The following is a 13,381-nucleotide window of genomic DNA, read 5'->3' on the forward strand; positions in this document are numbered from 1 at the left end:
ACCTATTTTAGCGTATTCAATTTTAAACTCGATTACAATGAAATTTCATTCAATATTCTTGGCAATCATATGCTTTGTTGTTTTATCCTGCAACGGACAAAATTCCAAAGAAATCAAAACTATTGATTCAAAAGCTTTTGCCGAAAAGATGGCAGCAACACCAAATCCACAAATTCTAGATGTAAGAACTCCTGAAGAATTTACTTCTGATCATATTGACAATGCCAAAAATATAAACTGGCTTGGAACTACTTTTGTTTCCGATGTAGAAAAACTAGACAAATCACAACCCGTTTTTGTGTATTGCAAAAGTGGCGGAAGAAGTCAGAAAGCGGCTGAAAAACTAAATGAATTAGGCTTTAAAACCATCTATCAATTAGACGGAGGAATGCTTAAATGGGATGCTGCCGGATTCAATAAACCAACTGATAAAATCATAGGATTATCCGTTCCGGAATACAACAAACTATTAAATTCAGATAAAAAAGTACTGATCAATTTTTATGCTGAATGGTGTGCGCCCTGCAAAAAAATGGCTCCTTATATTTTGCAAATGCAAAAAGATTTAGGAGACAAAGTGGTTATCATTCGATTGGATGCCGATAAAAATAAAACCTTAATTTCTGAAATGAAAATCAGCGAACTTCCTACGGTATTATTATATGACAATGCAGTGGTAAAATGGAAACATTCGGGTTTTATAAGTGAAAATGATTTAAAAAAACAACTACAATAGCTTCAAGATGCTTTCAAAAGATACACTACAATTTCTGGATGATTTAAAAGCCAACAACAATAGGGACTGGTTTTTGGAAAATAAAAAACGCTACGAAGCGGTCAAAAAAGAGTATCAGCAATTAGTTGGTGATTTTCTTGATGTCATGAAACCGCTCGATCCATCGCTGGAAATGCTGGAAGTAAAAAACTGCACTTTTAGAATCAATCGTGACATTCGGTTTTCTAAGGACAAAACTCCTTATAAATCGCACTTAGGCGTTTGGCTTTCTTCGGGAGCAAAAGGTATGAATCGCTCTGGTTATTACCTTCATTTAGAAAAAGGAGCCAGTTTTATTGCCGGTGGATTGTATTGCCCCGAAGCGCAAGATTTGAAAAAAATGCGCAAAGAAATTGCCTATTTCCATGATGATTTAGAAGCTATTCTTAACGAAAAAGATTTCAAAAGGGAATTTAAAGATTTTGATAGAAATGAAAAGGATACACTAAAGAATCCGCCACGAGGATACGAAAAAGAACATCCGGCTATTGAATTTTTAAAATTGAAAAGTTTTGAATGTTCTCAAAGAATTGATTTTTCAGAAGTAACAAAAAAAGATTTTGTTGCTACAATGAGTAAAAAATTAATTACCCTCAAACCATTGAATGACTTTATAAATCGCGCTTTAACTTCTGAGTAATTATAATTTACACTGATGCAAAAAAAGAAAATTCTATTTCTGGGAGAATCCTATAGAGCTGATGCCATCACTTGGATGAACGGCTTAAAAGAATTTGGTAATTTTGAAATTATTACTTGGGAATTAAAAACGCCCAGTAACTGTATTCACAACCGAATTTTGAGGATTTTCGAATTTGAATTGGCTATTTTTAAAATCAGGAAAATAATAAAAAACCAAAAGCCGGATATGGTAATTGCAGAGAGAACTACAAGTTATGGTTTTCTTGCCGCATTATCCGGTGTAAAACCTGTTGCAATTGCACAACAAGGCAGAACGGATTTATGGCCTGAAAAATCAATTTCACTACCGTTAAAAAAACTCATTCAGAATTACGCTTTCAAAAAAGCGGATTTAATTCATGCTTGGGGCCCAGTGATGACTATTTCTATGCTGGAAGCCAATGTAGATATGAATAAAGTTTTGGTTTTACCAAAGGGAATTGATTTGACTAAATTTGGAAATCAAAACAACGCCAATCCAGAAAAAATTTGTGCTATCGTCACTCGTTCTTTGTTGCCGGAATACCGTCATGATATTATCTTAAAATCATTTGCCCTTTTAAACCAAAAAGGAATAGATTTCGTACTTACCATTATAGGAGATGGATCTCAACTTTCGAAATTAAAAAATTTAGCAAAAGATTTAGGCATCGAAAATAAAATCAACTTTACCGGAAGAATTCCAAATACAGCATTACCAAAACTATTACAGCAATCTAATATTTACATTAGCATGCCAATAACTGAAGGCGTTTCGGCTTCATTATTTGAAGCGATGGCTACTAATTGTTATCCAATTGTAACCGATATTCCGGGAAATCAAAGTTGGATTAAACATAGAGAAAATGGACAATTAGTTACTATTGATGATTCCGAAATGCTGGCAAAAGAATTAATCTGGGCATTTGAAAACAATAAACACAGGAACGAAGCCGTTTTAAAAAACAGAATATTTCTAGAAAAAAATGCAGATTACAACATAAATATGAAAATCATTGCCAATAAATACCACGAATTAATTAACACAAATAGCCCCAATTAACTATGTGTGGAATTAATGGAATCTTGCATTTACAATCTCAAAAAAAAGTTGACGAACGTATTCTTATTAAGATGCGAGATTCGCTGGAACATCGCGGACCTGATGACAAAGGATTGTTTATAGAAAACAATATTGGTTTTGGGCATCGAAGACTTTCAATTTTGGATATTTCCTTAGCCGGACACCAGCCATTCCTATCAGAAGATGGAAGATATGTGCTGGTTTATAATGGTGAAATCTACAACTTCAAAGAATTTTATTCAGAGTTAAAAAGCAATGGATTTGACATCAGAACTGCTTCGGATACCGAGGTTTTGATGAAATTATTTCAATTGCATGGCTTAAAAATGCTCCATCGTCTCAATGGAATGTTTGCGTTTGCTATTTGGGATAAAATGGAAAAAAAGCTAACTCTTGTTCGGGATAGAATGGGTGTTAAACCGCTGTATTATTCCTTGTACAATGAGACTTTTTATTTTGCATCCGAACAAAAAGCACTTTTCACGGCTGGAGTTCCTCTCAAAATGGCACAAGACGGACTGGAAGAATATATTTTTAACCGATTTGTTGCCGGTGAAAACACCTTATATCAAAACGTAAAAAAGGTATTGCCCGGGCATATCATGACCATTTATGAAAGCGGAAAAACCACTGTCGAAAAATGGTGGAATTTAAAAAAGGAAATTCAAAACCAACCCGAAATAAAAAATCCGGTAGAATGGTTTCGGGAAACTTTCGATGATTCTATAAAAATGCGAATGGTGAGCGACGTTCCCGTAGGCGTTATGTTAAGTGGCGGACTAGATTCTTCTTCAGTATTAGCTTCATTACACCATCAAAAATACAAAGACATAAAAACTTTTAATATTGGTTTTAAAGAGAAAGAACATAACGAAGCACATTTGGCAAAAATGATGGCAGAGAAGTTCGATTATGGTTTTCAAACGATGCAATTAGAGGATAAAAACCTTTACGATCAGTTAATAAGTTCTACTTATTTTCAGGACGAACCGATCATGCATTTAAGCGAACCGCACCTTCTGGCAGTTTCACAAATGGCAAAACCTTCCGTAAAAGTATTACTTTCGGGTGAAGGTGCCGATGAATTGATGGGTGGTTATGTGCGCTATAAAGCCTTACAATATCCATCATTATTGAATTCTATTGCCACAATTGGAAATTTGGATGTTTTTACAAAACAACCGCGATATGAAAAGTTAACGCGTTACGCTCAAATCAATAAAAAATCTGATTTGGTTATTTACAATGGCTCGAATATTTATCCAAATGATATTGCGGGAACTTTTGGAATTAACACACCTCCAAACAACGAATACAGAAAAAAAATCTACAGAGAAGCCAAATCATTGTATCCAGATAATTTACGCCGACAAGCACTTTATTTTGACCAACATACTTATTTATGTTCACTTCTGGACAGAAACGATCGTTGTACAATGGGCGCATCAATTGAATGCAGGGAACCATTTCTGGACCCAAGATTAATTGTTGGATTAGGATCATTGGAAGACAAATGGCTTTTTACAGGAAAAAAATGGAAATTCATTCTAAAAAAGGCAATGGAAGAACGTTTACCAGATGAAATTCTAAAATTCAGAAAAGTAGGTTTGAGTGCGCCCTGGGGTGATTACATCACAAAAAGTCCTGCTTTTAAAGACGAATTAGAATCTTTTTCGAAAAGTGATTTATTTCAAATACCTTATTTTGAACATATAAACATTAAAAAACTAGTTCAGAATTTACAAAAAGGAGATATTACGATGACTCCTTATATTATGCCATTGTTTATGATGCATATCTGGATGAAAACGTATGCAACTAAATTTTAATCCTTACTTTTGGTGCGGAATAAAACAATTCAAAAAGCACTTTCTTTTATGGAAATAGTACCTAATTTCTCTTTAAAAAAACACAATACTTTTGGCATTGAAGCCAAAGCAAAACAATTCGTTGCCGTTCATTCTGTACAAGATTTGAAAACTATTTTACAAGAAAATAAAGCACAGAAAAAATTTATTTTGGGAGGTGGAAGCAATATGCTTTTGACAAAAGACATTGACGCCTTAGTTATTCACATCGATTTGAAAGGCAAGAAAATTATTGAAGAAAATGATGATTTTGTTTGGGTCGAAAGTCAGGCTGGTGAAAATTGGCATGAATTTGTGCTTTGGACTATTGACCAAAATTTTGGTGGTTTAGAAAATATGTCTCTTATTCCGGGAAACGTTGGAACTACACCGGTCCAAAATATCGGAGCTTACGGAACCGAAATAAAAGACACTTTTGTTTCCTGTGAAGCAATGACGATAGAAAGTCAGGAAATAAAAACGTTCACAAAGGAAGAATGTCATTTTGGATATCGAGAAAGCGTTTTCAAAAACGAAGTGAAAAATCAATACATCATTACATCGGTTGTTTTTAAATTAACAAAAATCAATCATAAAATCAACACTTCTTACGGAGATATTTCATCTGAATTAGAAAAAAACAACATCACAAATCCTACTTTAAAGGACGTCAGTAATGCCGTAATTGCCATTCGACAAAGCAAATTACCCGATCCAAAAGAACTGGGAAACAGTGGTAGTTTTTTTAAAAATCCAATTCTATTGAAATCAGATTTCGAAAAAATACATCAGCAATTTCCTGAAATGAAATATTTTGACATTTCTGAAACCGAAGTAAAAGTTCCCGCTGGTTGGCTAATTGAACAGGCTGGTTTTAAAGGAAAACGTTTTGGTGATGCTGGAATCCACAAAAACCAAGCTTTGGTTTTAGTGAATTATGGCAATGCGACAGGTCAGGAAATTTTGAATGTTTCAAAAAATATTCAAGAGACAATTTTTAAAACGTTTGGTATTTATATTGAAGCCGAAGTAAATGTGATTTAACAAAAAAATAGATTGTTATACTCCTTCGATTATTAGATAACAAATTGATTTATTTTATTTTAATATCAAAAAACCTAAGTTATCAAACCATGTACACTCCAGAAATCTATAAAAACGAGAATCAAGAAGAAATCAAAAAGTTTCTGCAAGAGAATAGTTTTGGTATTCTAATCAATCAAACCAATGGAAAATTGTGTGCAACACATATTCCTTTGGAACTGGATACCAATAAAGAAGGCAAGGATATTTTATGCGGGCACGTTTCTAAAGAAAACCCACAATGGAATGGTTTTATAGACAATGACGAAATTTTAGCAGTATTTTCAGGACCTCACAGTTATATTTCTTCTTCTTGGTACGATCATGAAAATGTACCAACATGGAACTACATTGCCGTTCATGTGTATGGAAAAATCAAAATTATCGAAGGAGAAGCCGTCATCGAATCCTTAAAAAAGCTAGTTGATAAGTACGAACAAAATTCTGAAAATCCGGTTCGTGTAGAAGATTTATCGAAAAAAACCATGATGCAAACTCGTGGTATTGTAGCGTTTGAAATTGAAATAACTGAAATCCAAGCCACGAGAAAATTGTCTCAAAACAGAGACGAAAAAAATCACCAAAACATCATTTCAGAGTTAGAAAAAGCCAATACAAATCAGTCCATCGCTATTGCGAATGAGATGAAGAAATGCCCAATATAAATTCTTTCGAAATTCACAGATTGTATTTAACAATTCACAATTCTATTCATACCTTTGCACTCGATTTAAAAACTCATTAAACTCAGATGCTTATACTAATTCTTTACTTTTTTATTTTTATCATTGTTGTTCAAATTTCGTATTATCTAGGTGTTTTTGGAAAATTTGCTTTTGCTAAAGCGCAGAAAATAACACCAAAAAAAATCCCGATTTCGGTGATTGTTTGTGCCAAAAACGAAGAGGAAAATGTCACTAATTTTATTCCTCTGCTTGCGGAACAAAACTATCCAGATTTTGAAATAGTTCTGATTGATGATGCATCAAGTGACGCTACTTTGGATATTTTTGAAGGTTTTGAAAAGCAATATCCTAATGTTCGTTTGGTAAAAGTAGAAAACAACGAAGCCTTTTGGGGAAACAAAAAATACGCATTAACTTTAGGAATAAAAGCCGCCAAAAAAGAGCATTTATTATTCACTGATGCTGATTGCTACCCAACTTCAAAAGAATGGATTACGGCTATGAGTTCTCAATTTACCATGCAAAAAACTATTGTTTTAGGCTATGGTAAATATGAAAAAATTCCTAATTCGTTCCTGAATAAAATAATTCGTTTTGAAACTTTATTGACGGCAATTCAATATTTTTCATGGGCCAAAATTGGACATCCATATATGGGCGTTGGAAGAAATTTAGCGTATAAAAAAGAAGAATTTTTCAATGTAAATGGTTTTATAGAACACATGCAAATTCGTTCTGGCGATGATGATTTATTTATAAACCAAGCTGCAAAAGCTAAAAATACAACTATCGCCTACACACCGGAAAGTTTTACGCTTTCTAAACCAAAAACTACATACAAAGACTGGCTGATCCAAAAAAGAAGACATATTGCCACGGCAAATTATTACAAACCTCTAGATAAATTACAATTAGGAGCGTTCTATTGTTCGCAATTATTGTTCATTTTATTGCCTATTATATTATTAGCCTTCCAATTTCAATGGATATTAGTTTTAAGTTTAATAACATTGCGCTATCTTGTGGCATGGATTGTGGTAGGATTTTCGGCAGGTAAACTTAAAGAACATGATATTAAATTCTGGTTCCCTATCGTTGAGATAGTACTTATCTTCACACAAATCAATATCTTTATAACTAATATATTCTCAAAACCGGTACATTGGAAATAAACAAACAAATAGAAAAAGCAAAACAAGGTGACCAAGTTGCCTTTACTTTTCTATTGGATTATTATTGGAATGAAGTGTATGGTTTTATGCTAAAACGCACCGAAAACGAAACCAATGCCGAGGATATTACCATCGAAACGTTCTCGAAAGCTTTTGATAAAATAGCCACTTACAACTCGGAATTCCAGTTCAACACTTGGCTTATTGCTATTGCAAAAAACGTACACATCGATTTATTACGAAAAAAGAAATCGAGTCTTTTTGTCGAAATTACCGATGAACAAGACCAGCAAGCCTACAATATTGCTGACACTACTCCATCTGCAGAAGATGAATTGATTACCGAACAAAATCTTTCTAGATTACTGCAATTCATCAAAGAATTGAAACCACATTATCAAGAAGTTATTCAGTTACGCTATTTTCAGGAAATGAGTTACCAGGAAATTGCCAATAAAATTGATGAACCTTTGAGCAATGTTAAGATTAAATTGCTTCGCGCCAAAAAACTTCTGGCAGAAATCATTCAGAATAAAAGGTAGCTTTATTTTAGCAAATCAGCATACATTCTTAATTGTCTAAAAAACAAAAAGTGATCTAAATTAATTTTAGACCACTTCGTTTAATCAAAACAATTATAGATTTCTAAAAAAATTATCTTATAATTCTTTCCGGATAATCAGTAATAATTCCGCTCACTTTAAGTCCTTGTAAATTCTTAATATCTACGGGTTCATTCACAGTCCAAGGATAGATTTTAAAATCATTAGCTTTCATTACCGCAACATTTTCAGCTGTTAAGGTTTTATAATACGGATTTATTGCCTGAGCTTTAAGCTCTTTTCCTGTTTTAATAATAGTCTCAATAGGATCTTTATAGGTAAGCAACCCAATAGTTATTTCATTACTCAAAGACCTCATTTTTTGCAATTCCCCTACTCGAAAACTGGAAATAAAGAAATCTTTATTTCTCCAACCTTTTTTCTTGTATTCTTCTATTATTCTGTGCGTATCCGTTGCAGTGTTTGTCCCTTTCAATTCAATATTAAGCACTACTTTTTTATCAATAGTCTCAATAACTTCTTGCAAAGTTGGGATTTGATGTTTCCCGGCAACCAAAACTTTTCTCAATTCTTCGAAAGTATATTCTTCAATCTTTCCTTTTGCGTTTGTGATTCGATCCAAATCATCATCGTGAAAAACAACCATTTCACCCGTTTTAATTTTGAAGACATCTATTTCTAACATATCAGCTTTTAATTCGATTCCTTTTTCTATAGATGCCAAAGTGTTTTCTGTAGCATGACCCATTGCACCTCTGTGCCCACAAACCACAAATTTATTTGAAGTACAATTTGAAAATAACAAGGCTATTGATGAAGCCAGTAATAGTGTAGTGAATTTCATAATTTTCATTTAAGTTTTTGAGGTAAAAATAGCTTTTACGGCAGGCTCAAATATTAAGAAAGGATTAAATTAAGAACATTTTACCTATCTAAATAAGGTGATTTTAGTGATGAATTCGTTAACAGTATCTTAAAAAAATCCATGTTTCAGCCTTACTTTTTAGGTTTTCATTAACACAAAAGTATTCTAGTGTTATTGTTAAAATAACAGCCATTTTTCAATTAGTCAATTCCTTTGTCGGCACTAAAAAACAAAAAAAAGTATTCATGAAACAACTCAAATTATTTTTATTTACAATTGTGCTGACAGTATTTGTCGGCAATAAAAACTTTGCTCAAACTACTCAAGCATCCATATCAGGTATTGTTTTAGGCAGTAATTCAGAACCTATTAAAGATGCGATGGTTCAAATTAAAAATGAATCAACTGGATTTAAAACCAACTCTTTGTCTAACTTCAAAGGTGTTTTTACTTTCAAGGAACTCCCATTAGGCGGACCTTACACGATTAGCATTACAACTTTAGGTTATGGAGAACAACAGCGCTCCGGCTACACTTTAAATCAAGGTGATTTAATAAATATTGAAATATTAATGCAGGACGACATTCAAAATTTAGAAGTGGTCGAAGTTGTAGGACGAGGTTTAAAAAACAAAACAGGAAACTTAGGAGCAGCTACGGCAGTAACCGCAAAGCTGATTAATGCGCTACCGGTAAACGGAAGAAATTTTACCAGCTTAATGGATTTATCGCCTTTGAGCAGAGGCGGAAATATTTCAGGACAATTAGCCTCGTCTACTAATTACACGCTGGACGGAATGAATGCCAAAAACCCAACTTCGGCAGGATCAACAACAAGTCGAAGCGGTGCTCCGTACTCCATATCGATTGAAGCCGTAAGAGAATTCAAAGTGGTGACGAATCAATATGACGTAGGCTATGGTCGAAGTGGTGGCGGAACGGTGAGCGCTGTGACAAAATCAGGGACAAATGATTTTACAGGAAGCATGTTTGCCTATAATCGTGCAGATTGGCTGTCTAGCCCGTATGACATTAGAGGAAACAGACGTCAAAATGATTTTTCTACGTCACAATATGGTTTCACTCTTGGTGGACCAATCATTAAAGATAAATTGCATTTTTTTGTAGCTTGGGATCACCAACAAGATTCGCGTCCATTAATCATAGCTGACGTTCAATCTGCAGAAGACGAATTACGTTTTAATGTTACAAGAGCTACATTAGACAATTTTGTTACTATTGCCCGAAATAAATATGGCGTTTCTAATGCGCCACAATATGGAACTTTTGACAAAAAACGTAATTCGGATGCCGCTTTCGCTCGTATAGACTGGCAAATTAACAGTAATAACTTATTGACTGTACGCAACAATTTCACTTATGACAATAATAAACTAGGGCTACAAGATAATACGACCATCAATTTATATGAATCGTTTGGTGATGATTTAAATATTGACAACAGTATTTTAGCTTCTTTACGAACAAAAGTAAATGCAAGAGTTACAAATGAATTGAAAGTACAGCATTTGTATACTTTTCAGGACAGTAATCCAGGAGACCAGTTGCCTTCATACAATATCCCAAGGGCTATTGTAGAAAATGTAGCTTCAACTATTAATGGAGCAGTAAGAACTACGAATATCCAAATTGGAGGACATCGATTTGCGCAGGAAAAATTTACCAATAATGTTTTTCAAATTGTAGATAATTTATACTTCAACACGGATAAAGTTAAATATACTTTTGGTTTTGATTTAATGCAAACCAATTCAGAATCTTTATATGGAAGCGAAGTAAATGGTCGTTTCCATTTCAATAGTGTTGCTAATTTTGACAACTTAACACCTTATCGTTATTACAGAGAAGTACCTTTAGTAGCGGATCCTACCGTAACTTCAAATATACTAAATGCTGGAATTTATGGCCAGTTACAAACCAAAATTGCATTGGGATTAGACCTGACTTTGGGGTTGCGATTTGATTATGCTAAATATCCGACAGCAACATTCAATCAATTAGTTTTTGATGAATTAGGCATTCGTACAGACAATAAACTTCAGTCGGCTATCCTTCAACCGAGAGTACAATTATCTTGGGATGTAAATGAAAACCACAAAGATTATATTCGTTTAGGAGCTGGAATTTTTGCATCCGATTTGAATAACTATGCGGTTATCAATAATTTATATTTTGATGGAAATCATACCGCTACAGTAGATGTACGATCACCAAATGTTCCTATGCCAAATTTCATTGATTACCGAAATAATTATGCCAGCATACCCACTTTGGATGCGTTTCAATTACCAACTATTAATTTCACAGGAACAGATGCAAAAGTACCAGTAGTGTATAAAGCCAATATATCCTATTCCCATTTCTTCACTGATAAATTGAAAGCAGGAATTGCAGGTTATGCAACTCTAGGACGCAACAACTATGTTTATGTAGACCGAAATATGGTTGCAAATCCATTTTTTACTTTGGCCAATGAAGGAGATCGTGGCGTATATGTTCCAGCAAGTTCAATGCCTGCAAATGGAGCCGGAGACTGGATGCAAGGACGCATCAGCAATAAATTAGGACGTGTATTAGAATTAAACAGCGAGGGTAAAGTAAATCAATTTGCAATGGTCGTAGATGCTACGTATCGTTATTTTAAAGATGGTGAAATATCGGCCAGCTATACCTTGAATGACACAAAAGACAATACTTCATTTAATGGAAACGTTGCTAACACAGCAACTTTAGTTTTACCGGTAGAAGATGACCCAAGAGACTTGAGCAAAATGAGTTATTCTGACAATCATTTCCGTCATAAAGTGGTGTTTTATGGAACATTGCCTACTTTTTATGGTATCAGTGTTGGTGTTCGTTATTCTGGAATCGGTGGTACACGCTACAGCTTACTTTCAGGAGGAAATACAAACGCCGATTTTGTCTCTGCTTCTAATGATTTGGCCTATATTTTTGACATCAATAATCCAGCGGTTCCCCAAAATATAAAAACAGGATTACAAACCATACTTAACAACCCAGCAGCAAGTCAAAGTTTGAAAGATTACATTAATAAATACTCCGGTAAATTAGCCGAAAGAAACGGAGGAATAAATGAGTTCTATGGTCTTGTTGATGTAAGAATTAGCAAAAAAATTACGTTAGGCAAAAAACAATTCCTAGAATTTACAGCTGATATATTTAATGTTGCCAATTTATTAAATAAAGAATGGGGTGTAAACAAATCCCTTAGTAGTCAATCATTGTATGCTTTAGGGACACCAGCATCAGGAACAACAGCCGCAGTTCCCGGATTTGACAGTACTAGACAACAATTTAATTACAGAGTCAACAATGCTGGACTTCCTTCGCTTTCAGGAAATCCATTTCAAATACAAATTGGATTTAAATATGCTTTTTAAATCCTACTAGAAAATAATTTAATACCAGAGCAAGGCGCATTCATTGATTTGAATGCGCTTTTTTTATGAATTCATTTAAATTTAAGAACTAACTGCCAAAATTAACCAACGTTATCGTTAAATAAATAAACATAAAGCCAAATAAATCAAAAATAATTATTAAATTTATATACTAAAATTCTTATTTTACACGTTATAAAATAAAAACATCTCTGCTTATGATTTAATTACTACTTAACCACTAAATCCATAAATTATGTCAAAACTAAGCATTTACGAGACCGGTTGGATTAACCTTGTTTTCCAAGACCGAAACAAAGAATATGGAGCGTATCAATTGCGTCAGGAAAGTACTAAAACATCATTAACGGCACTTTTTATGGGTGTATTATTTTTATCGGGGGCTTTAAGTATTCCCGTAATCATTACCTATTTGAATCCCAATAAAGGAATCACGATAGGTATTCCTGAACTTACAAATACCGTGGTCCAACTTACTGACATAATTCCGAATCAGCTTGAAGAAAAAAAGACACTTCCTCAGATAAAAACTAAAAGTGTAGAAGTCCCCGTTAAAAGTGCCCAACTTGTTAATCCTGTAATTGTTCAGGCTTCACAAGCAAATCAAGACATTGCAAAAAACACCGACAATACTACCATAACAAATACAACTTCAGAGGGAACTGGAACTGTAGGTATAAATACAACTTCTTCTTCAGGAACTGGAACTGAAACCGTAACACCTGTTGATCTGGGAAATACTATTGTCAATAGCGTTTCGCTGGATAAACTTCCTGAATTCCCCGGTGGAATTAATAAGTTTTATAATTATGTGGGTAATAATTTTGAAAAACAAGAAATAGACGGTAACGGTTCGATTCGCGTATATGTTTCTTTTGTAATTGAAAGAGACGGAAGCATGACTGACATTCAGGTAAAAAGAGACCCTGGCTATGGCTTGGGCAGAGAAGCCGTTCGAGTATTGAAATCCTTGAAAACAAAATGGTCTCCGGGAATGATTAACGGAAAAGCAGTGCGAACCGCTTATAACCTTCCCATTACGGTACAGATGAATTAAATATAAAAGAAAAGCTTCAATTAATTTTGAAGCTTTTCTTTTTAATATCTTTTTATTTTTTTTACATTTTATCCTAAAACAACAAAAAGTCCTAATCTAACCCTGATTGCAGTGATATCCCATGCATTTTTTTGCATGGATATAAC

11 protein-coding genes are annotated in these 13,381 nt (G+C 33.8%); 10 read left to right on the forward strand and 1 reads right to left on the reverse strand.

Annotated features, from left to right (window positions below):
- Positions 1–37 precede the first annotated feature (37 nt).
- The 8 genes from QLS97_RS13090 to QLS97_RS13125 all read left to right on the forward strand — a co-directional run bounded on the left by QLS97_RS13090 (position 38) and on the right by QLS97_RS13125 (position 7,849).
- Positions 38–736: a thioredoxin domain-containing protein gene (locus QLS97_RS13090; RefSeq protein ID WP_282717275.1), complete on the forward strand. Its 699-nt coding sequence runs from the start codon at positions 38–40 to the stop codon at positions 734–736.
- A gap of 7 nt (positions 737–743) precedes the next feature.
- Positions 744–1,415 carry a DUF2461 domain-containing protein gene (locus QLS97_RS13095; RefSeq protein WP_282717276.1) on the forward strand — a complete coding sequence of 224 codons (672 nt, stop codon included), beginning with the start codon at positions 744–746 and terminating at the stop codon, positions 1,413–1,415.
- 15 nt (positions 1,416–1,430) lie between these two features.
- Complete coding sequence (locus QLS97_RS13100; protein WP_282717278.1) at positions 1,431–2,498, forward strand: glycosyltransferase; 1,068 nt, start codon at positions 1,431–1,433, stop codon at positions 2,496–2,498.
- Between the two features lie 2 nt (positions 2,499–2,500).
- Complete coding sequence (gene asnB / locus QLS97_RS13105; protein ID WP_282717279.1) at positions 2,501–4,348, forward strand: asparagine synthase (glutamine-hydrolyzing); 1,848 nt, start codon at positions 2,501–2,503, stop codon at positions 4,346–4,348.
- Between the two features lie 48 nt (positions 4,349–4,396).
- On the forward strand, positions 4,397–5,410 hold the full coding sequence (murB, locus tag QLS97_RS13110) for a UDP-N-acetylmuramate dehydrogenase (RefSeq protein ID WP_282717281.1): 1,014 nt from the start codon (positions 4,397–4,399) through the stop codon (positions 5,408–5,410).
- 89 nt (positions 5,411–5,499) lie between these two features.
- A complete protein-coding gene (locus QLS97_RS13115; RefSeq protein WP_282717283.1) occupies positions 5,500–6,114 on the forward strand; it encodes an FMN-binding negative transcriptional regulator in 615 nt (204 codons plus the stop codon).
- Between the two features lie 86 nt (positions 6,115–6,200).
- Positions 6,201–7,307: a glycosyltransferase gene (locus QLS97_RS13120; RefSeq protein ID WP_282717285.1), complete on the forward strand. Its 1,107-nt coding sequence runs from the start codon at positions 6,201–6,203 to the stop codon at positions 7,305–7,307.
- Complete coding sequence (locus QLS97_RS13125; protein ID WP_099713290.1) at positions 7,298–7,849, forward strand: RNA polymerase sigma factor; 552 nt, start codon at positions 7,298–7,300, stop codon at positions 7,847–7,849. Before QLS97_RS13120 ends, QLS97_RS13125 begins: the two co-directional genes overlap by 10 nt.
- Before the next feature lie 112 nt (positions 7,850–7,961).
- Here QLS97_RS13125 and QLS97_RS13130 read toward each other — a convergent pair whose 3' ends face one another.
- Positions 7,962–8,714 carry a glycerophosphodiester phosphodiesterase gene (locus tag QLS97_RS13130; protein WP_282717288.1) on the reverse strand — a complete coding sequence of 251 codons (753 nt, stop codon included), beginning with the start codon at positions 8,712–8,714 and terminating at the stop codon, positions 7,962–7,964.
- A gap of 266 nt (positions 8,715–8,980) precedes the next feature.
- On the opposite strand from QLS97_RS13130, the gene QLS97_RS13135 reads away from it, so the two are divergent.
- Positions 8,981–12,157 carry a TonB-dependent receptor gene (locus QLS97_RS13135; RefSeq protein WP_282717290.1) on the forward strand — a complete coding sequence of 1,059 codons (3,177 nt, stop codon included), beginning with the start codon at positions 8,981–8,983 and terminating at the stop codon, positions 12,155–12,157.
- 256 nt (positions 12,158–12,413) lie between these two features.
- On the forward strand, positions 12,414–13,235 hold the full coding sequence (locus QLS97_RS13140; protein WP_282717292.1) for an energy transducer TonB: 822 nt from the start codon (positions 12,414–12,416) through the stop codon (positions 13,233–13,235).
- Positions 13,236–13,381 lie beyond the last annotated feature (146 nt).

It is taken from the genome of Flavobacterium yafengii, assembly GCF_030010375.1.
Classification (GTDB): Bacteria; Bacteroidota; Bacteroidia; order Flavobacteriales; family Flavobacteriaceae; genus Flavobacterium; species Flavobacterium yafengii.